17 protein-coding genes are annotated in these 21,004 nt (G+C 68.9%); 11 read left to right on the top strand and 6 right to left on the bottom strand.

Translation table 11 applies throughout. The annotated features are described in order from the left end of the window. Positions 1-260: 260 nt before the first annotated feature. The 9 genes from EII35_RS10230 (at position 261) to EII35_RS10190 (ending at position 7,841) form a co-directional block, all read left to right on the top strand. Positions 261-1,409 carry a glycoside hydrolase family 16 protein gene (locus tag EII35_RS10230; RefSeq protein WP_125228369.1) on the top strand — a complete coding sequence of 383 codons (1,149 nt, stop codon included), beginning with the start codon at positions 261-263 and terminating at the stop codon, positions 1,407-1,409. Positions 1,410-1,617: 208 nt separating this feature from the next. Further along, a complete protein-coding gene (gene hpt / locus EII35_RS10225) occupies positions 1,618-2,169 on the top strand; it encodes a hypoxanthine phosphoribosyltransferase (RefSeq protein ID WP_125228368.1) in 552 nt (183 codons plus the stop codon). A 66-nt stretch (positions 2,170-2,235) separates the two neighbouring features. Then, positions 2,236-4,248: an ATP-dependent zinc metalloprotease FtsH gene (ftsH, locus tag EII35_RS10220; protein ID WP_395858241.1), complete on the top strand. Its 2,013-nt coding sequence runs from the start codon at positions 2,236-2,238 to the stop codon at positions 4,246-4,248. Continuing rightward, positions 4,245-4,817 carry a GTP cyclohydrolase I FolE gene (gene folE, locus EII35_RS10215; protein WP_125228366.1) on the top strand — a complete coding sequence of 191 codons (573 nt, stop codon included), beginning with the start codon at positions 4,245-4,247 and terminating at the stop codon, positions 4,815-4,817. The genes ftsH and folE overlap by 4 nt, the downstream gene beginning before the upstream one ends. 8 nt (positions 4,818-4,825) lie before the next feature. After that, a complete protein-coding gene (gene folP / locus EII35_RS10210) occupies positions 4,826-5,602 on the top strand; it encodes a dihydropteroate synthase (RefSeq protein WP_125228406.1) in 777 nt (258 codons plus the stop codon). Between the two features lie 94 nt (positions 5,603-5,696). After that, a complete protein-coding gene (gene folB / locus EII35_RS10205; RefSeq protein WP_260465094.1) occupies positions 5,697-6,059 on the top strand; it encodes a dihydroneopterin aldolase in 363 nt (120 codons plus the stop codon). Next, the gene (gene folK, locus EII35_RS10200; protein WP_125228365.1) at positions 6,056-6,619 is read left to right on the top strand and encodes a 2-amino-4-hydroxy-6-hydroxymethyldihydropteridine diphosphokinase; all 564 of its coding nucleotides are present in this window, start codon (positions 6,056-6,058) and stop codon (positions 6,617-6,619) included. The genes folB and folK overlap by 4 nt, the downstream gene beginning before the upstream one ends. Beyond that, positions 6,616-7,107, top strand: coding sequence for a DUF3180 domain-containing protein (locus EII35_RS10195; RefSeq protein ID WP_125228364.1), 492 nt, complete (start codon positions 6,616-6,618; stop codon positions 7,105-7,107). Before folK ends, EII35_RS10195 begins: the two co-directional genes overlap by 4 nt. A 77-nt stretch (positions 7,108-7,184) precedes the next feature. Continuing rightward, positions 7,185-7,841: a hypothetical protein gene (locus tag EII35_RS10190; protein ID WP_125228363.1), complete on the top strand. Its 657-nt coding sequence runs from the start codon at positions 7,185-7,187 to the stop codon at positions 7,839-7,841. 20 nt (positions 7,842-7,861) lie between these two features. Here the strand turns inward: EII35_RS10190 and EII35_RS10185 are convergent, their stop codons facing one another. Next, positions 7,862-8,764 (bottom strand): NADH-quinone oxidoreductase subunit D-related protein, encoded by a 903-nt coding sequence (locus EII35_RS10185; protein ID WP_185744274.1) that lies wholly within the window; start codon positions 8,762-8,764, stop codon positions 7,862-7,864. 284 nt (positions 8,765-9,048) lie between these two features. Between EII35_RS10185 and EII35_RS10180 the strand changes: the two genes are divergently transcribed. Further along, positions 9,049-9,375: a histone-like nucleoid-structuring protein Lsr2 gene (locus tag EII35_RS10180; RefSeq protein WP_125228361.1), complete on the top strand. Its 327-nt coding sequence runs from the start codon at positions 9,049-9,051 to the stop codon at positions 9,373-9,375. Between the two features lie 86 nt (positions 9,376-9,461). On the opposite strand, the gene EII35_RS15950 is transcribed toward EII35_RS10180, so the two are convergent. Continuing rightward, a complete protein-coding gene (locus EII35_RS15950; RefSeq protein WP_185744273.1) occupies positions 9,462-10,778 on the bottom strand; it encodes a hypothetical protein in 1,317 nt (438 codons plus the stop codon). A 194-nt stretch (positions 10,779-10,972) separates the two neighbouring features. Between EII35_RS15950 and EII35_RS10170 the strand changes: the two genes are divergently transcribed. Beyond that, positions 10,973-13,477, top strand: a complete 2,505-nt coding sequence (locus EII35_RS10170; RefSeq protein WP_125228360.1) for an ATP-dependent Clp protease ATP-binding subunit — start codon at positions 10,973-10,975, stop codon at positions 13,475-13,477. A gap of 76 nt (positions 13,478-13,553) precedes the next feature. Here the strand turns inward: EII35_RS10170 and EII35_RS10165 are convergent, their stop codons facing one another. From EII35_RS10165 to EII35_RS10150, 4 genes are all read right to left on the bottom strand, one after another. Then, positions 13,554-16,085: an FtsX-like permease family protein gene (locus EII35_RS10165; protein ID WP_125228359.1), complete on the bottom strand. Its 2,532-nt coding sequence runs from the start codon at positions 16,083-16,085 to the stop codon at positions 13,554-13,556. Next, a complete protein-coding gene (locus tag EII35_RS10160) occupies positions 16,085-16,825 on the bottom strand; it encodes an ABC transporter ATP-binding protein (RefSeq protein ID WP_125228358.1) in 741 nt (246 codons plus the stop codon). The genes EII35_RS10165 and EII35_RS10160 overlap by 1 nt, the downstream gene beginning before the upstream one ends. Before the next feature lie 81 nt (positions 16,826-16,906). Further along, positions 16,907-17,968 (bottom strand): DNA integrity scanning diadenylate cyclase DisA, encoded by a 1,062-nt coding sequence (gene disA / locus EII35_RS10155; protein WP_260465093.1) that lies wholly within the window; start codon positions 17,966-17,968, stop codon positions 16,907-16,909. Between the two features lie 408 nt (positions 17,969-18,376). Next, on the bottom strand, positions 18,377-21,004 hold a 2,628-nt coding region (locus EII35_RS10150; RefSeq protein ID WP_148098941.1), incomplete at its 5' end, for a DUF4132 domain-containing protein.

The following is a 21,004-nucleotide window of genomic DNA, read 5'->3' as shown; positions in this document are numbered from 1 at the left end:
CGGGCGCGGTTGGGGGATAAACCTTCGTCAGGAAGGCTACCAGTGGCTGAGTCCACCAAGGGAACGACACAACTCAGGGAAACCTACGCAGTTCGGCTGCGCGTCGGAAAACGGCCGGATTTCGTGGTTTTTCCCATCCGACTACGACATTCGGATGACAGCGGTCGTGGCTCCTCCGCGGGGCTCCTGGCCGATGGTGATAGCGGTCCCAGAATCGTCAGCTAGGGTGGCGACCGAAACTCCGTGAACCTAGGAGGGGTATGGACACGAGAAAGCTGACGGCGGCCGCCGCACTGGGAGTGGGCGCCATAGTTCTGACCGCTGGGCTCGGGGGGAGCCCGACCGAGACGACGGCCGAACCGGCCCCTGCCGTGAGCAGGGAGTTCGTCCCGTCGTCGAGGCCGTCATCGTCGGTTGCGGCGGCGGCCTCGGGAACCGTGGCCCCCGATCCGCTGCCGCAGTCGCCGGGTGAGGCGCCGAGCGCCACGCCGACGCTGGCCAGCGCGACACCCGAGGAACAGGAGAGCGCCGCGAGTGCGACGCCGTCGTCGGAGAGCAGTTCGACGGCCAGTCGTTCCGACCGGACCCGCTCGTCCGAGCAGGCCAATCCGCAGCCACACAAGCAGCCGAACACGCAGGCGGCGGAGCAGCATCTGTCGACCGGGCAGGGCCAGGCGAACCGCGGTGGCGACAACGGCTCCCAGGCCGAACAGGCCGAAGCGGAACTGCCGGGCTGGCGGATCGACTACTTCGAGGGCTTCGACCGGTCCGTCGAGGAGATCGGCTGGGAGCGTTACGGTTGGGGCAACCCGCCCGTCGGGCACGGGGCCATGGGCTTCCGCTCGATGGACAACGTCTTCACCTCGGGTGGGGAACTGCTCGTGCGCACCAAGTACGAGAACGGCCAGTGGAGCGCCGGTGGTGTCTCAACGAAGCACGTCTTCGCGGCCTCGCGTGGTCGCTGGGAGGTGCGGGCCAGGTTCCCGCAGGGTGTTGGCATCGGGTACGTCTTCCTGCTGTGGCCGAAGGACGAGGGCTGGCCGCCGGAGATCGATTTCGCGGAGGGCCGGGTCAACGGTCCGGAGATCATGGGTGTCTACCACTGGGATCCGGACAACAAGCAGGAGCACCGCTTCTTCGACAACCCGACCATGTCGGACTGGCACACCTACGGTGTGATCGTCGAGGACAACCGGATCATCTTCACCTTCGACGGTGAGGAGTGGGGACGTATCGAGAAGGAGGGCATCACCGACAAGGAGATGTTCTTCGGCGTCCAGACCGGCGCGATGGATCCCAACGGCTCCGAGGCCCGGTACGAGACGGTCCCGAACGGTGTCCCCGGGCCGCAGACCCCGGCGCTCACCGACATCCAGATCGACTGGGTGGCCCACTACCACTGGGCCTGACCCGTCGGGAAAGCGCCCGGAGGTTCGCCTCCGGGCGCTTTCCCGTCTCCGGCCCGTCCCCGTGCCGCGCCCGCCCTGGTCACGAACCGCTGTCCTGCTTCGTTTGGAACGTCTCAAACAGGGTCTCGTGGAAGCAAGGCTGCGGTTCGTGCCCGGTGGGGCGGCGCGGTGCCGACGGGGCAGGGCGACGGCGTTTAGACTTCGAGGCGTGGATGCTGCCGATGTGAAGTCCGACCTGTCCGAAGTCCTCTACACCAGCGATCAGATCGCCGCCCGTCTTGCGGAGGTCGCCGCCGAGATCGACCGCGACTACGAGGGCAGGGACATCCTCCTCGTCGGCGTCCTCAACGGCGCCATCATGGTCGTCGCCGACCTGCAGCGGGCGATGAGGTCCCACGTCGAGATGGACTGGATGGCCATCTCCTCCTACGGCTCCGGCACCCAGTCCAGCGGCGTCGTCCGCATCCTCAAGGACCTCGGCGTCGACATCGAGGGCCGTCACGTCATCGTCGTCGAGGACATCATCGACACCGGTCTGACGCTGAGCTATCTCATGTCGAACCTGGCCAGCCGGAAGCCCGCCAGCCTCGAGATCATGGCGATGTTCCGCAAGCCCGGGGCCGCGCGCATGGACGTGCCGGTGAAGTACGTCGGTTTCGACATCCCCAACGACTTCGTCGTCGGATACGGCCTCGACCACGCGGGGCGCTACCGGAACCTGCGCGACCTCGCGATCCTGTCCCCGCACGTCTACCAGTAGGGCCCATCCTCAGGCGCTGGTAGGCTTTCAGGGCCAGCCTTAGCCTTTCCAAGGGGATTGAACGTCTTGCAGAAAATGATGAAGAGCCCCATGGGGTGGCTCACCTGGATCATCCTGCTCATCCTGATCAGCTCCATGGCGATGCAGTTCGCGGCCGGGGTCTTCGGGTTCAAGGACGTCCCCATGAACCAGATCCTCTCGACCCTGAGCGGCGACGAGGCGCTCAAGGAGGTCGTCCTCGTCGACGGGGAACAGGTGATCCAGATCACCACCGCCTCCGGCGAGCGGATGCAGTCCAGCTGGGTCGGGCGGCAGGTCGACGAGTTCGTCCAGATCCTCAAGGACCGCACCTCCAAGGGCACGGTGGAGAAGTGGGTGTCGCGCAACCCGACGCCGAGCTTCCTGTCGTCGCTGCTCTACACCTTCCTGCCCATCCTGCTGCTGGTCATCGGCTTCTTCTTCGTGATGCGGATGGTCGGCGGCGGTGGCGCCGGTGGCCCCCTCAGCTTCGGCAAGTCGAAGGCGAAACTCGCCAGCAAGGACATGCCCAAGACCACCTTCGCCGACGTCGCGGGCGTCGACGAGGCCGTCGAGGAACTGGAGGAGATCAAGGAGTTCCTCGCCGAGCCGAAGAAGTTCCAGCGGCTGGGCGCGAAGATCCCCAAGGGCGTGCTGCTCTACGGGCCGCCCGGAACCGGCAAGACCCTCCTCGCGCGCGCCGTCGCCGGTGAGGCCGGGGTGCCGTTCTTCTCCATCTCCGGATCCGACTTCGTCGAGATGTTCGTCGGCGTGGGTGCCTCCCGCGTCCGCGACCTCTTCGAGCAGGCCAAGGAGGCCGCCCCCGCCATCATCTTCATCGACGAGATCGACGCCGTCGGTCGCCACCGCGGCGCAGGCATGGGCGGCGGCCACGACGAGCGCGAGCAGACCCTCAACCAGCTCCTGGTCGAGATGGACGGCTTCGACGTGCGGGGTGGCGTCATCCTCATCGCCGCGACCAACCGTCCCGACGTCCTCGACCCGGCCCTGCTGCGTCCCGGCCGTTTCGACCGGCAGATCTCCGTCGAGGCGCCCGACCTGACGGGCCGCGCCCACATCCTGCAGGTCCACGCGGCCGGCAAGCCGCTCGGGCCGGACGTCGACCTCGACTCCGTCGCCCGCCGCACCCCCGGGTTCTCCGGCGCCGACCTCGCGAACGTCCTCAACGAGGCGGCCCTGCTCGCGGCCCGCCTCAACCTCGACGTCATCAGCCAGCCCCAGCTGGACGAGGCCATCGACCGGGTGATCGCCGGGCCGCAGAAGCGCACCCGCCTCATGAACGACAGGGAACGCCTCATCACCGCCTACCACGAGGGTGGCCACGCCCTCGTCGCCGCCGCGATGCCCGGCAACGACCCGGTGCAGAAGGTCACCATCCTGCCCCGCGGCCGCGCCCTCGGCTACACCATGGTGATGCCCGACGACGACAAGTACTCCCGCACCCGCGGCGAACTCCTCGACCAGATGGCCTACATGATGGGTGGCCGGGCCGCCGAGGAACTCGTCTTCCACGACCCCACCACCGGCGCCCAGAACGACATCGAGAAGGCGACGAAGGTCGCCCGGGCGATGGTCACCCAGTACGGGATGAGCGAGCGGGTCGGTGCGGTCCAGCTCGGCGGCGGCGACTCCGAGCCCTTCATGGGGATGCGGGGCGCCCAGCCCAGCAAGGACGTCTCGGAGGCCTCGGCGGCCGTCATCGACGAGGAGGTCGCGAAGCTCATCCACGCCGCCCACCAGGAGGCCTTCGACGTCCTGGTCGAGAACCGCGAGGTCCTCGACGAGTTGGTGCGGCAGCTGTTCGCCAAGGAGACCCTCAACAAGGCCGAGGTGGCCGAGGTCTTCAGGTCGTTGAAGCGTCGCCCGCAGCGTCCCGCCTGGACGGGCTCCGACGAGCGGGTCCCGTCCACCGTCCCCCCGGTCGAGGTGCCGCCGGCCATGTTGCCGCCGAGGACCCCGCCCCTGCCGCCCCGACCCGACGCGGGGCCGGGACCGGATCCGCAACAGTGGGCCCCACCCTCGCCCGGGGACCGTAGGTGAGCGTCGACCGGGGCCGCATCGAGTCCGCCGTGAGGGAGATCCTCCTCGCGGTGGGGGAGGACCCCGACCGCGACGGGCTGCGCGACACCCCCGCCCGCGTCGCCCGCGCCTACGAGGAGCTCTTCGTCGGGCTGCGTCAGGACCCCGCCGAGATCCTCGCCACCACCTTCGACATCGATCACGAGGAGCTCGTGCTCGTCCGTGACATCGAGCTGACGAGCTGCTGCGAGCACCACCTGCTGCCGTTCGTCGGCGTTGCCCACGTCGGATACATCCCCGGGGGCGGTCAGGTGACGGGGCTGTCGAAGCTGGCGCGCCTCGTCGACGCCTACGCCCGACGACCCCAGGTGCAGGAGCGGCTGACCTCCCAGGTCGCCGACGCCCTGGTCGAGCACCTCGGCGCTCGCGGGGTCATCGTCGTCATCGAGGCCGAGCACATGTGCATGACCATGCGCGGGGTGAGGAAACGCGGCAGCCGGACCATCACCAGCGCCGTTCGCGGCCAGCTGCGCGACCCCGCCACCCGGGCCGAGGCGATGAGCCTCATCCACGGAGGGGGGACGTCGTGACGCTGGTCATGGGCGTGCTCAACGTGACGCCGGACTCGTTCTCCGACGGTGGGGAGCACGCCACCGTCGACGGGGCCGTCACCCACGGTCTCCTCATGGCGAGGCAGGGTGCCGCCATCGTCGACGTCGGCGGCGAGTCGACCCGCCCGGGGGCGTTGCGGGTGCCGCCGGAGGAGGAGACAGCCCGCGTCGTCCCCGTCATCCAGGCCCTCACCTCGCAGGGGGTGGTCTGCTCGGTCGACACGATGCGGGCCGCCACCGCCCGGGCCGCGGCCGCCGCCGGGGCCAGCATCGTCAACGACGTCTCCGGGGGTCTCGCCGATCCGGGGATGTTCGAGGAGGTCGCGGGGCTCGACGTCGACTACGTCCTCATGCACTGGCGCGCCCACTCCGTGGAGATGCAGCAGCACACCCACTACGACGACGTCGTCGCGGACGTGTTGGGCGAGCTGCTCGAACGTCGCGACGCCGCCGTCGCCGCCGGGATCCCCTCCGAGCGGATCATCCTCGACCCGGGGATCGGGTTCTCGAAGACGGGGGAGCAGAACTGGGAGCTGCTGCGGGCCCTCAGCCGGTTCCGGGGCACGGGGCACCGGCTGCTGGTCGGGGTGAGCCGCAAGAGTTTCCTCGGCGACCTTCTCGACGGCAGGGAGCCGCTCCAGCGCGACGCCGCCACCGCCGCGGTGACGACGTGGTGCGCCCTGCACGGGGTGTGGGGGGTGCGGACCCACGAGGTCTCGTCGCAGCTCGACTCGATCAAGGTCGCGGCGCGGCTGTCCGTCTGACCTCTGGACGGCGCAGCCATGGTGAAGGGCGATGTCGCCACGACGAGGGAGCCCGGGTAAGCTCGGGGGACATTGCCAGCGAGCGAGGCAGGAGGTGAGGGAGATCGACCTCATCAGCATCACCGGGTTGACCGCCATCGGGTTCCACGGAGTGTTCCCCGACGAGCGGAGGGATGGTCAACGTTTCGTGGTTGACGTCGAGCTGGGGTTGGAGCTCGAGACCCGAACCGACGACCTCGCCGACACCGTGAACTACGCGGAGGTCGCCGAGGAGGTGTGTGCGGAGATCGAGGGGGAACCCTGCCGACTCATCGAGACCCTGGCGGGGCGCATCGCCGACCGGTGCCTGGCCCAACCACTCGTGCAGCAGGTGCGCGTGACGGTTCACAAACCGCAGGCGCCCGTGCCCCACGAGTTCACTGACATCTCCGTCTCGATCACCAGGAGCAGATCATGAACAATGGCCCCTTCGACATTGATGTCGACACCCTCGGCAACCTGCGGCCCATCTCCAAGGTGGTGTTCTCCCTCGGATCGAATCTGGGTGATTCCGCCGCGATCCTCAATGACGCCGTCGAGTTCCTGGGTGAGACCCCGGGACTCATCCTCGTCGACATCTCGCCCGTCTACCAGACGAAGCTGGAGGGCGACGGGCCGGCGCAGCCGGACTTCCTCAACCTCGTCGTCGTCGCGGAGACGACCCTGGAGCCGTTGACGATCCTGGATCGCGCCCAGGCCATCGAGGAGAACTTCGGGCGGGAGCGGATCGTCCGCAACGGTCCCCGCACGCTCGACATCGACGTCATCATGGTCGGCAAGCGCATCTCGGAGGATGCGATCGAGCTGCCGCACCCCCGGGCCCATGAGCGCGCCTTCGTGCTGGTGCCGTGGCTGGACATCGACCCGATGGGGGAGATCGCGGGGCACGGCAGGATCGCGGAGCTCGTCGAGGATGTCGACACCTCGGGTCTGACCCGTCGCGACGACATCGTGATCGTGAACCCGGCGCAGCGTTGACGAAGCAGCCCCGCCTCGCCCTGACCAGTGGACGCGACGTCGTGTTGGCGGCGCTGGCAGGGGCACTTCTCGGGTTCATCGGGATGAACCTGTTCACCCTGTTCAACAGCTATCCGCCGGTTGTGCCGTGGAGCCTGCCCGGCATCCTCGTGGCGCTCGGCGTCGGGGTCCTCACCTACGCCCGCCGGTTGCCGTCGCGCCTGGAGGAGCGTCGCGTCAGCGCCCGGGAGGCGGTGATCGCGCTGGTGGTGGCGAAGTCGATGATCTCGACGGGGGCGATCCTGGCGGGCGCGCACGCCGTCTACGTGGGGCGTTCCCTGCTGCACGTCGCGGCGCAGGCGCCCCTGGCCCGCACTGTACGGGGGCTGGTGACGATCGTGGTGTGCGGTGCCTTCGCCTGGGTGGGCTGGTACCTGGAACGGCTCTGCGTGGCCGGGGACGACGACGAGGAGGGCGGGGCGGGCGCTCCTGCCGCGGATCCGGCGTGAGTCCCCTCTTTCGTCAATCGCCATCCGTTCGGCGTTTCGATTGACGAGTGACGGGGGCGAGGTTCTAGCCTGTCCCCATGGCTGGACGACATGCTGCAAGCAGCTCCAAGGAACGCAACCTTGCCCTGACCATCCTGGGGGTGGGTACCTTCATCGTGCTCGCCTCGATGCTCGGCGGGGTGTGGGTGGTGCGTGCGGGTGCCCTCCTCGCGATCGGAATGGCCTTCGCCGCGGTCATGGTGGCGTGGAGTGAGCTCCATCGGGAGCGGGCCGAGCACCAGGCCGAGGTCCGTCGTCAGGTGGCGTTGCGCAAGGAGCAGTCGGAGCGGCACCGCGCCGACTCCGTCGCCATGATCGAGCGTTTCACCGGGCGCGCCGAGAAGCTCCAGCAGATCATCGAGCACCTGCGTCGCCAGCTGGGCGCCGCCAACTCGGAGCTCAGTTCCATGCGCGGCAACGCGGCGTGGCTGCGCAGCGAGGTCTCGGAGCGGCAGGCCCGGATCGACGGCCTCACCGCGCGCATCGCGGAGCTCGAGGCGGAGCTGGCCGCCGCCATCGAGGAGGAGACCACGGAGAACGTGGTGGAGCTTCCCACGCCGCCCGTCGCCACCTCCGAGGAGGAGTTGTGGGCCGAGGGCGAGGACCCGACGATGGTCGACCTCAGCCGCGTCGCGAAGATCATCAAGCAGGAGGAGCAGCAGCAGAAGCCCCGTCGCCGCCGCAGGCGGGCTTGACCTGGGGCGGCGCCCCGCTGCTACTTGTCCAGATCCCCGATGGCGTATCCGAGTGATGCGATCCCATCGGGGATCTGTTGCGTCCTGGTGCCGACGAGGACCTTCTCCATGACGGCGACGTTGTGGAAGGTGGGGGTGCGCAGGGCGAGCCGCCACGGGGTCTGGCCGCCGCGTGAGACCAGCAAGGCGCTGGCGAGTCCCCACGGGGCCTCGATCTCGGCGATGTGCTCGCCCTCCGGCACCTTGAGCCGCCGCGACAGGGGCGTGGCGACGGGGCCGTCGGGGACGGCGTCGAGGAGCCTGCCGATCATCGTCGTGGCGGTCCGGACCTCGTCGACGAGCACGGCCAGCCGGGCGTGGGCGTCCCCCTCCTGCCGCAGCGGGGTGGGTTCGAGGACGCCCGCGTAGGCGAGCATCCCGTCGGCGCGAAGGTCCAGGTCGAGGCCGCAGGCGCGGGCCGCAGGGCCGGAGACGCCGTACTGGCGGCAGGTTTCGGCGTCGAGGACCGCGAGCCCGCGGAAGCGGTCCCCGCTGTCCTCGAGGCGCTGCGAGGCCCGTTCTGCGCCCGCCTGGAGCCGGGGAAGGGCGGCGGCGAGGTCGGCGAGCCAGGCGGCGGGGGCGTCCTGGGAGAGCCCCCCGACGCGGTTGAGCATTGGGTGGATGCGGTTGCCGGAGAGGGCGACGAGGAGTTCCCGCACCGCCCCCACCTCGTCCCACACGGCGTCGTCGACGATGCTCAGGAAGGCGAGGTGGGAGTGGATCCGTGCCAGCTCCGCGAGGAGGGTGCGCAGCCAGGTGGCGCGGGCCGGGGGGAGCAGTCCCATGGCGCGTTCGACCGCGAGGGTGATGACCAGTTCACCCGACGTGCTGGAGAACCAGTCGTGCCGGTCGCCGAGCATGATGAGGGAGCGATAGTCCCTCACCTCGAAGAGTTTCTCGGCTGCTCGATGCAACCAACCGGGCTCTATCCTGACCTTTTGGATGACATTGTTGGATATGTCGAGGTTGAATGCCACCACGCCTGTCGTCGCGGGATGGCGTGGTGGAAGAGGGAGTTGGGTCCGTCCGGGGAGAGGAATATCGCCGACTTGGACTTCCAAAGGATGACTCATCCGATTCTTCCTTTATCTCGAATTCGATGTAAGCTGGCCCCGTTACGTGCCACAGGCAATGACAAGTTGTTTTCAGAACGAATAAGGAGTGCCACATGGCTCGCGAGGTCCAGATCCTGCTCAAGGATGATATCGACGGCACCGAGGCAGACCGAAACGTGGTCTTCTCGTTGGATGGTGTCGAGTACGAGATTGACCTGAGCAAGGAGAACATTGCCAAGCTCACCTCCTCCCTTGAGCCTTGGATCGCCAAGGCCCGTCGGGTGCGGGGCGGGAACACCAAGTCCCGGGTGCGTCGCCGTGCCGCCAGCGGCCCTGCGACGAATGACGTCCGCGCATGGGCGCGCGACCAAGGACACGTGGTCAGCGACCGCGGCCGCATCCCCGCCGCCATCCTGGCGGCCTATGAGGCGGCCCACTGACGAGCGGGGAGCAACCCCGTCCGGAATGACGACGAGGGGCCGGGAGCTTTCGCTCCCGGCCCCTCGTCGTCTCGGGTGACCCGGTCTCAGTGGCCGGTCCTCGGCAGACCCGGGCGGCGGGGCTGCTCGACGGGCTTGCTGGGGACCTGCGAGGGTGCCGGGGTGCTCGCGGTGGCGGTCGCGGTCGGGGCCGTCGTCGGGGCGGCGGTCGGGGCCGTCGTGGCCGACGGGGCCGTGCTGGGCGACGGAGCGGCCGAGGGTGACTGCGTCGGGGTCGGCTGCGGGTTGGGAGCCTTCCGCGGCGTCAGCAGAAAGCCCACGCTGCCCTTGTCGGTCCGCGCGGTGCCGACGATCTGCCCGGATGCGTTGATGTCCCGGGCATCCTGAAGGGTCACGTTCTCGGGCAGATCGACGAGGGTGTTGAGGTCCACCGGGACGCCCTCGCGCCAGGCAACCGCCGCGCCTCCGAAGCTGGAGTTGCCCGCGTACTTCGTGGCCGTGCCGATGATGAGGCCTGCGCCGTTGCTCGCATTCGCGGTGACGTGCGGGTACTCGCCGAGGTTGGGATCGGTCAGCAGGGTGAGCCTGCCGTCGACCCAGGTGGCGGCCTGGACGTGCTTCTGCGGCTTCACCGAGCCGACGACGAGGCCGGAGTTGTCGATGTTGCTCGGCGTGAAGGCTGGGCCGTGGTCCTCGGGCTCCCACATGGTGGGTTTCCCGTTGTGCCAGACCGTGAGCAGGCTCTCGGCGTGGTGGTGGTCGCCGTGAGGGACGTCGACGTTGCTGATCCCCGTCACCCGGGCGCCGTCGGGTGAGATCGCCACGGCCCGGTAGCGGGTCAGGGTCCCCTCGTCGGTGGCTGGGGCCGTGAGGGTGGTCACGGTCTCCCCGGTGATGAGGTAGGCCACGCCCATCGTCCCGTTGTTGGCGTTGCCGAGGATCTGTCCGTCCTCGGCGATGTCGACGGCCAGCCCACGCCCGTTGGGCGAGACGGAGGGGAGTTGGGTGACGCTGTCCCTCGTCCAGGCCGCGGGAATGCTGCTGCCCTGGGCGTCGAAGGCCTCGCCGGCCACCAGTGAGCTGGCCGACAGGTCGAAGCCGCGACCGAAGCGGGAGTCCGGCAGCTGAGGGAGGGCGATGGCCTGCTGGGTCCCGGTGGGCCACAGAGCGGCCTGCTGGGGTTGGGCAGCGGTCTGGGGGCGGGTGATACCGGTGATGTCGCCGTTGTCGTTGATGCCCTGGGCCGCGGCGACGAGGTGACCGTCGGCGGGCTGGAGCAGGGTGAGGATGTACTCCGAGGTGGCTGCCTCGTCGGCATGGGATGCGGCGGGCAGGGCGGTGGACAGGGCGACGGCCACGGCGCTGCAGAGCGCCAGGCGCGAGATCGTCGGGACGAAGGACACGAAACCTCCTTGGATAATGAGAATCGGTGTCAGTATATGTGTTGCCGACCGAATGGACGACTCGGTGGGCTGCGGCCTGGGATCCGTCGGCTCCCACACGCCGCGTGATCGTGATGGAATCATCTGTTGATGCACCCTCTAAGCTGGGAGGGGTGGAGTCCGTACAGGTGTGTCGGGTTCCAGGAGGGAAGAGAATGTTCGAACGGTTCACCGACCGCGCACGGCGGGTCATCGTGCTGGCGCAGGACGAGGCCAAGCTGCTCAACCACAACTACATCGGCACCGAGCACCTGCTGCTGGGCCTGATCCACGAGGGTGAGGGTGTGGCCGCGAAGGCGCTCGAGTCGCTGGGCATCTCGCTCGAGGCCGTGCGCCAGCAGGTCATCGAGATCATGGGGCAGGGCCAGCAGGTCCCCTCGGGGCACATCCCGTTCTCGCCGCGCGCGAAGCGGGTCCTCGAGCTGTCCCTGCGCGAGGCCCTGCAGATGAACCACAACTACATCGGCACCGAGCACATCCTGCTCGGCCTCATCCGCGAGGGTGAGGGCGTGGCCGCGCAGGCGCTGCTCAAACTCGGCGCGGACCTCAACCGCGTCCGTTCCACCGTGATCCAGCTCCTCGCCGGCTACCAGGGCAAGGAGGCCTCCATGGCCGGGGCCCCCGAGGCCGGGCCGGAGAAGTCCAGCTCCCAGGTGCTCGACCAGTTCGGGCGCAACCTCACCCAGGCGGCCCGCGAGAACCGCCTCGACCCGGTCATCGGCCGGGTCAAGGAGATCGAGCGGGTCATGACGGTGCTCAGTCGGCGTACCAAGAACAACCCGGTCCTCATCGGCGAACCCGGCGTGGGCAAGACCGCCGTCGTCGAGGGCCTCTCCCAGGCCATCGTCCGCGGCGACGTGCCGGAGACCCTCCGCGACAAGCAGATCTACACCCTGGACCTCGGCGCCCTCGTCGCCGGGTCCCGCTACCGCGGTGACTTCGAGGAACGCCTGAAGAAGGTGCTCAAGGAGATCAAGACCCGCGGCGACATCATGCTCTTCATCGACGAGATCCACACCCTCGTCGGGGCCGGTGCCGCCGAGGGGGCCATCGACGCCGCGAGCATCCTCAAGCCGATGCTCGCCCGCGGCGAGCTGCAGACCATCGGCGCCACCACCCTCGACGAGTACCGCAAGCACATCGAGAAGGACGCGGCCCTGGAGCGACGCTTCCAGCCCATCCAGGTCGAGGAGCCGTCCGTCGCCCTCACCGTCGACATCCTCAAGGGGCTGCGGGACCGCTACGAGGCGCACCACCGCATCACCATCACCGACGAGGCCCTGGTCGCGGCGGCCACCATGGCGGACCGTTACATCCAGGACCGGTTCCTGCCCGACAAGGCCATCGACCTGATCGACGAGGCCGGTGCCCGGCTCAGGATCCAGCGCATGACCGCGCCGCCGGACCTGCGCGAGTTCGACGAGCAGATCGCCAAGCTCAAGATGGAGAAGGACGCCGCCATCGACGCGCAGGACTTCGAGACCGCGGCCCGGCTGCGCGACGACGTCACCCAGCTGCAGGCGCAGCGCGCGGAGAAGGAGGAGGCCTGGAAGCAGGGCGACTCCGACATCCCCGCGGTGGTCGGCGAGGAGGAGATCGCCGTCGTGCTCTCCGGCTCCACGGGCATCCCCGTGTTCAAGCTCACGGAGGAGGAGTCCGCACGGCTGCTCCGCATGGAGGAGGAGCTCGGGAAGCGCTACATCGGGCAGGAGGACGCCGTCAAGGCACTCGCCCGCTCCATCCGTCGCACCCGCGCCGGATTGAAGGACCCGAAACGGCCTTCCGGATCGTTCATCTTCGCCGGTCCCTCCGGCGTCGGAAAGACCGAACTCACCAAGGCACTCACCGAATTCCTGTTCGGCGACGAGGATGCCCTCATCACCCTCGACATGTCGGAGTACTCGGAGAAGCACACCGCATCCCGGATGTTCGGTTCCCCGCCCGGATACGTCGGCTACGAGGAGGGCGGTCAGCTCACCGAGAAGGTGCGGCGCAAGCCGTTCTCCGTCGTCCTCTTCGACGAGATCGAGAAGGCCCATCCGGACATCTTCAACTCGCTGCTGCAGATCCTCGACGAGGGGCGTCTCACCGACGCGCAGGGTCGGGTCGTCGATTTCAAGAACACCGTCATCGTGATGACCACGAACCTCGGTTCCCGGGACATCAGCAAGGGCGTCAACCTCGGCTTCTCGCGGGCCGGGGATGAGGCCTCCAGCTACGAGAAGATGAAGGCGAAGGTCTCGGACGAGCTGAAGCAGCATTTCCGTCCGGAGTTCCTCAACCGTGTCGACGAGGTCGTGGTCTTCCACCAGCTGACGCAGGCCGACATCGAGCGGATCGTCGACCTCATGGTGGCGCAGATCGAGACCCGTCTCGCGGACAAGGACATGGGTATCGAGCTGACCCCGGCGGCGAAGTCCCTCATCGCCCGCCGTGGCTTCGACCCGGTGCTCGGGGCGCGGCCGCTGCGTCGTGCACTCCAGCGGGACATCGAGGACGTGCTGGCCGAGAAGATCCTGTTCGGCGAGCTGTCCTCCGGGCAGATCGTCCAGGTGGATGTCGCGGAGGAGGGTTCCGACCTGCCGTTCCGCTTCACCGGGGTGACGAAGGCCGAGTCGCCGGTGCCCGCCGCCGAGCCGGCCACCGAGGCCGTGGAGTGATCCCGACGGCGTGCAGCTGACACCGGAAGGGCCCTGATCGCGATGAAAGCGATCAGGGCCCTTCCGGTCCTTGGGCTCAGGAGCTGGCCGGGGTGCTGTCGGTGAACTCGGTGCGGGACCCCAGCATCGCGGCGGGCACGGCCGCCAGCAACCCGATCGGCACGGCCAGGAGCAGCAGGAGCAGGAAACTGCCCCACGGGATCGTCAGCACCGAGTAACCCTGCTCCAGCAGGGAATGACGGATGCCCCAGCCGCTCAGCACACCCGCGATGATGCCGAAGCCCACCCCGAGCACGGACAGGACCACACCCTCGGCGAGGATCATGAACGCGATCTGCTGTCGACCCGCGCCGATCACGCGCAGCGACCCGTACTCCCGTTCACGGTCCATGACGCTCAACGTCAGCAACAGGGCGATGGCCAGCGCCCCACCCAGCAGGGCGAACCCGCCGAGCTCCTGGAAGGGGGCGCCGATCTCCTTGAGTTCCTGGGCCCGCTGCGCGCCGATCTCCTCAGGGTTGGTCACCTGCATGAGCGGGTTGTCGCCGAGGGCCGGGGCGACGAGGTTCCGGGCCTCCTTCAGCGACGACACCGGCGCGGAGAAGGCGATCCACGAGTCCCAGTCCGGCATGGCCCGTGCCGCCGTCGCCTCCCGGGTGGCGACCGCCTGGACCGGGTCGACGTCACCCGCGACGTCGAACAGGCCGACGATCCGCAGGGCCGCGGGCTTCCACTGCACCTTGAAGCTGAACAGGTCCGACAGGCGCAGGCCGGAGGCGTCGGCGTAGTCCTCGGAGATCATCACCTCGTTCGGTTTCTCCGGGATGCGGCCCTGGGTGAGGGTCGCGGCGAAGACGGACTCGAACTGCCCGGGGGCCGCCCCTGCGAGGGCGACCGGGCCGTCGTCGGTGTTGATCTCGTGGATCCCGACGGAGCCGACCTCGCTCACGCCGGGCACCGCTGCGACCGCCGCGGCGATCTCGGTGCTGAAGTGGTGGTCGCGCTCATTGTGGATGAGGTAGGTGCCGGAGAAGCTGAGCGGCACCCGCTTCTCCGCGGTGTGCTGGCCGGACAGGGAGATGATGGCCGGCGCGGTCATGAGGGCGGTGCCGAGCAGCATCGCCGACACCCCCAGGGTGAGACGGGCCGGGTGCCCCACGCCCTGGCTGGCCGCGACCTTCGCCAGGCCGCCGAAGGGGCGGCTCAGGAGGTCGCCGACGCGCGCGATGAGCGGCAGGCAGATGAGCGCCGACCCCATGATCGCGCCGATGACCAGCGCCAGGGAGGCGAACAGCGCCCACAGGACGGGCAGCGGCAGTCCGGGGACCAGGCGGAGCACCACCAGCAGCAGGAAACCGACCGCCATCATGCCGAGCCCGGTCCAGGCGCCATCGCCCAGCCAGCGTGGCGGCTGCCCCGCCAGCCGCGGGGTGACGGGGTGCCCCTTCGTGACCTTGGTGGCGTTGTGGGTGGCGCCGACGAGGGTGCAGACGATGCCGAGGACGATGGTGAGGAGGAAGCCGCCGATCCCCAACCCGGCCGGCGGGCCGATCCTCAGCCCCGTCGCGCCGGCGGTGCCGTGGGCCCAGCCCTGGAACAGCAACGCCAGGAGGGCGCCGACGAAGGCCCCCGCCGCAGCGACGAGGAGGGCCTCCGTCATGACGATGAGGAACGTCTGGCGGCGGCTGGCGCCCATGGCCCGCATCGCGGCGAGGGCCTCCCGCTGCTGGCCGGCGAGACGGCCGAACGTCGTCGCCGTCAGGGCGATGGTGGCCAACGCGATGAAGGCGCCCCCCACGAGCAGCGTCACCCTGGCAGTCGCGATGCGGGGGTGCAGCAGGTAGCGGACGGAACGTTCGAGCCCGGACGGCTTCACCGCCGAATAGCCGAAGGGGACGATCTTCTCGATCTCCTTGATGATCTGGTCGCGGTCCGCGTCGTCGGCGAGATGGAGCGCCACGGCGTTCCAGTTCTCCTTGCCGTTGCCGAACAGCTGCCGCGCCTGGTCGAGGCCGAAGAGGATGAACGACGCGGAGCCCGCGTCGTGCCCCTTGACCTTCACCGTGCCGACGACCCTGACGGTGAGGATGGTCGACGTGGAGTCCTGCACGACCTTGACCTCCTCGTTGAGGCCGTGGCCGGTTGCCTCGAGGGTGCGGGCGTCCATCACCACCTCGGAGGGCCCCGTCGGGGCGCGCCCGGCCGTGAGCTCGACGGTGCTGTGCTCGGAGTCGTCGAAACTGCCCGAGACCGTGGGGGCGAGACCGGGGCTGTGGACCTCGCCATCGTCGCTCATGGCCTGGATGCCACGCCCCAGCATCATGCCGGTGGCGGCCTCGACGCCGGGGAGCTGCCCCATCTGCACGGCCATCGCCTCGGTCAACACGACGTTGGGCAGGGCCGTCTCGTCCTCGACCTCGAGCCAGGCGGTCGGCTGGACCTTGACGTCGGCTCGGGCCTGCGCGGCGAGGGCCTCGGCGGTGACGGACACGCTGTGGAACAGGGACAGCAGCAGGCCGAGGATCGCCGTCATCACGGCGACGACGGTGGCGAGCAGCCCGGCGCGGCCGAGCCGTTGCGGGAACGAGTGCCAGCTGAGTTGTCTCATCAGCGCGTCCCACGCAGTTCGGACAGGCGCTGGGCGAGGCCCATGCTGGAGGGGCGTTTGATGTCGTTGACGAGCTGGCCGTCGAAGAGGACCAGCACCCGGTCGGCGCGGGCCGCGATGGCCGGGTCGTGGGTGGCGAGCAGGATCGTCACCTGGAAGTCGTTGACGCAGCGTCGGATGAAGTCGAGCAGCGCCTGGCTGGGTTCGTTGGCGAGGTTGCCCGTCGGTTCGTCGCAGACCACGAGGTCGGGGCGGGGGAGGAGGGCCCGGGCCACGGAGACGCGCTGCTGGTAGGAGGCGGGCAGTTCGCCGGCGGGGGAGTCGAGGTGGTTGCCGAGCTGGGCCGCGTCGACGAGCGCCTTGAACCAGCCCTCGTCGGGGGTGCTGCCCGCGATGGACATCGGCAGGTTGAGGTTCTCCCGCACGGACAGGGTGGGCACGAGCGTCGGGAACCGGAACGCCACACCGACGCTGTGGCGCCGGAGTTTCGTCAGCTCCTGCTCCTTCATGTCGGTGACCTTGTGCTGCCCGACCCACGCGGAGCCGGACGTGGCGGCCTCGAGACCGACCATGCAGTTCACCAGGGGGGTCTTGCCTGAACCGGAGGGGCCGAAGAGGGCCGTCAGCTGGCCCTTGCGGATCTGCATCGTGACGTCCTTGACCGCGATGACGCGACCGGGTCCCACGGGGTAGGACTTCGTCAGTTCCAGTGTGCGCGCTGCGATGGCCTGTCCGTCCATTGCTTCACCCTCTTCCCACTGCGGTTCCTGTGCGAATCCACCGTATCGGGAGCCGGGGCTGCCGCGCCAAGCCGTTTCAGCTCAACTTCGCAGCGGCGGCCGGCTGAAGGCGGTCTCGGTGATCCTGGCGAGCGCGTCGCGGATCTGGCGCGCCCGGGCGCTGCCGATGCCCTCGATCTGCAGCAGTTCGGCGACGGAGGCCCCGAACAGCTCCTGGAGGGAGAACTGGTTGACCAGTTTGCTGACGGTGCCGGCCGGGAGTCGGCCGACGGAGCCGAGCAGGCGCGAGCCGCGGGTGGTGAGGGGGGTCTCCAGGTAGGCGTTGGCGCCGAATCCCATGCGCTCGGCGACGAGCTGGGTGCTGAGGAGTTCCTCGGTGGAGAAGTTCGCCAGCGGCTCGAAGGTGAACCGTTCGGGCTCGGCGAGGTTGTGGGCGTAGTCCTCGGCGAGCTGGGCGGGCAGGCCGTTGAACTCGGTGACGAGTTCCGCGTGCTGGAGGGAGACGAGGCGGCCCTCGACGCCGAGGATGTCGATGAGGAACTGGGTCTCCGACGACAGCCGCTTGGTCATCTCGAGGCGCTGCGCCACCTGCACGAGGTCGCGGATCGTGACCTGGGCCCCGACCTCGAGGGCGTTGAACTGGTGGAGCACGTCGTCGAGGCGGGTCACGAACCGGGACAGGGTGGCGAGGGTCTGGTTGGCGCGGCTGATCATCTGGCTGGAGGATTCCAGCACGTGGCGGTGGCCGTCGAGGAACAGGGAGATCGTCGACATCGACGCGGACACCGTGACGACGGGGACCCCGGCGGCCTGTGCGGTGCGGTCGGCGGAGCGGTGACGGGTGCCGGTCTCGGCGGTGGGGAGTTCACCGGCGGGCACCAGGTGCACCCCCGCGGCGACGATCCGGTTGAGGTCGTTGGAGAGGATGATGGCGCCATCCATCTTGGCGAGCTCGCGGAGGGCCTGCGGGGTGAACTCGACACCGAGCTGGAACCCGCCGGTGGAGACCTGCTGCACCTTGGCGTTGTTGCCGAGGACTACGAGGGCGCCGGTGCGGCCGTGGAGGATCCGGTCGAGTCCAGCGCGGAGCGGGGTACCGGGCGCAAGATGACGCTGGTACTGGCGCAGGCGCTCCCATTTCACGGCGGTCTCCTTCACGAGTTCGACGCAATCCTAGAGGATCCCTGTCAAGGCCCAGCCAGCCCGAGCAGGACGGCGATTCGTGACCGGGGTGGGCTGACGGGGCGGGGGTGGGCTTGGGGGCGTGGTGCGACGGGCGGGGCGTCGAGGGCGGGTCGGGGAGGGTGCACGAACCGCCGCTCTGCTTCCGTGAGACGTCGTTTGAAACGTTTCAGGCAAAGCGGGACGGCGGTTCGTGACGGCGACCTTGGTGGTTTCGCCTGTCTGGGGTGGGGCTCGCCTGCCTTGACGCGGGTTCGCCTGTGTTGGGTGCGGCGAATCAGCGTGCTGAGGAGGGGGCCGGGGCCGCGAGGTGCGGGTTGAAGGGCCGGGCGACGGGGCGAGCGCGGCCCGGCCGGTGCCGCCTCCCGGTCAGCTGCTGAGCTGCTGGATGGTGGCCACCACTTCGCTGGCGACGCCGGCAGGCAGACGCCTCCAGGGCACCTTGGTCAGCTTCTCGGTCTGCCAGGAGTCGCCCCAACCCAGGGCCTCACCGTCCTGGATGCCCTCGACGATGTAGACCTCGTGGAGCTGTTGGTCCTCCTGCTCCGCCAGGGATCCCATCCACATCCCGTCGTACCGGGCCACAACCGTCACTCCCACCGCCGCCACCGGCAGGTAGTGGATGCAGTAGACCCCGCTGTCGTAGGCGTCGCCGCGCTGCCAGCCGTGCTTGGTGAAGGCGCCGATGAGTTTCGCCGCCGGGATCTTGCCTTCGGGGATGCCCTGCAATTCCAGCTTCTCGCCCTGGCTGGTGGGCAGGGTGAAAGTGGGGCGGTCGAGTTGTTTGAACGGGGTGGTCAGCTCGTAGTCGGCCAACACCTCGCCCCATCGGCTGGCCTGCTCATCGGTGAGATCGAGCCGATGAACGATCCCGATGCTGCCTCCCTCGGGCACGGTGATGGGATCGTCACTGGCGTCGATGAGGGTGGCGTCCTCATCAATCCGGGCGGTGGCCACCAAGGTACCGTCGCCGTCCCGGATGGCCCAGATGACCCCGGCCAGCAGCCGACGCAGCACCGGATGCGGGGCAATGAAGCGGGCATGATCGGCCGGATCCCAACGACGATCCTGGATCATCGCCTGCTCAAACCGACTGGTCTGGACCTTCACCAACGCCGTGAGATCCTTCTTCATCGCCGCAAAAGCGGCCTTCGCGGTCTTCGCCACCTCCTGGTCGTCGCTCTTGTTCGGAGCCGGCAGACTGGTCAACACCTTCCCCGTCGGGCGGTCCTGCACATCCAGCAACCGGGCTGCGATCTTCCCATCCGGGGCCACGAAGGCCAGGAACCGACGAGACCCATAGGAGAAGATCCTCGTGCCGCGTTCATCCAACCCGCCATCGGCCAGGATCCGGTCCTCCAACTCATCCCGGGAGAAGCCACGCTGCGCGGCGATCTCATCCATCGCCTCCCCAGCCCGCTTCTTCAACGCAGCGAACTTCACCTTCGCCGCGATCCCCGAGATCGCCTGCAACGCCGCATCCGTGGCCACATTCCGCAGCGCCGTCAACCCCTTCACCGCACGCTGATGCTGACTCTGCCCCGGCCACTGCCGAATCAACGGAGTCAACTCAGCCACAAACTGGGAGTCCCCCAACCAACCCGCACCCGTGAGACACCACGACTGCTTCGCCGCCGCCCCCGAAGCGATCCACGCCCGGAACACCGCCACCGCGAACCGATCCCGACTGGTCACCTCGGCCCGCTGACGCACCGCCGCGACCAGCGGATGGGCCTGTTCGGTACTCAACGCCCGCAACACCTCGCCCACCTGCGCCACCGAGAGCCGATGACCCTCCACCACCAACGGCGGCAGCCCCGCCGCCTCGATGGGCACCTCCACCCCGGTGGGGACCGTCGCAGCCGCATCCACCCACCAGGTGGTCTCAGCGGGGAGCTCCGGGGCATCGGCCTCCGCGAGGATCCCCTCGATCACCTTGCGGGTGCTGGGGGTGGCCTGCGGGGCCAGCGCGCGGAGCTCGGCGACGGGGAGTCGACGGAGGGTGGGCGCCAGGGCCTCGGCCCGGGCGGGGGAGAGGTTCGCGGCCAGCGCGGCTCCGACATGCGAGGAGAGCCATTCCTCGGCCACCGGGGCCGCCTTCGTGGCCAACATGTCGAGGAAGAACCACGTCATGCCGGGACCGTGCGCCACGGCAGCGACCTGCCGTGCCATCGCATCGGCCTCTCCCTTGCCCCGCGTGGAGATCCAGCTCAGCAGCAGGTCGAGGCCGTGGGATCCCGTGCCGATGAGCCAGGGCACCGCTTCGTCCCAGTCCAGGAGCTTGGCGCTCGTGCGCCGGGCGAAGGCCACCCGCTCCTCGGGGGTCGGCAGGATCAGGCCGACGAGCGCGCTGACGGAGTCATAGGTCTCGGCCAATGCCCCGGCAGGCACCTGGGCCGTGATCTGTCGCGCCTCCTCCGGATCCAGCAGACCGAAGGTGGCCCTGAGGTAGGTGTCCGGGCTGCTCAACTCCCAGTTGCCGTAGCGGTTCTGGATGAGCAACGGGGACGTCAGCCGCTGGTCAAGCGTCTGACGCTCCTCGGCCGTGAGGGTGGTGACGAGCGGTCTCCCGGCCAGGGCGTGGGCCTTGAGGTTGCCGAGCCCAGCCGCCTGCTCCAGCAGCCGTCCCTGCCAGGGAACATCCAGCAGCAGCTGCAACCATCCGGGCAGCTGGATGTAGCGTTCCTCCGGGTATCCGCTCTTGTCCTTGACCCGACGCTTGTCATCCATGGCGGCGAAGTGCTCCCGCCACCACTGCAGACGCTCCGGGCGGGGGACGGTGGTGAACAGCGGCTCGGAGAAAACGGTCCACTCCGTGGTCCAGTAGCCGTTGGAGAAACTCCGGATGGTGAGGATCCGGGCGGCGCGTTCCGCCTCAGCCTCCGGGTCGAAGGGCTCCTCATCCACCTCGACGACGACCTCCCGGCTCAGGTCATAGGCCAACTCGAACGGCGTCACCCTCAGCCCCAGATCATCCGCCGCCGCATCCGAGACCAC

It is taken from the genome of Arachnia propionica (assembly GCF_003932785.1).
Lineage (GTDB): Bacteria > Actinomycetota > Actinomycetes > Propionibacteriales > Propionibacteriaceae > Arachnia > Arachnia propionica_B.
Note: the sequence above shows the minus strand (reverse complement) of the source record. Positions and strands in the feature narration are given on the sequence as shown.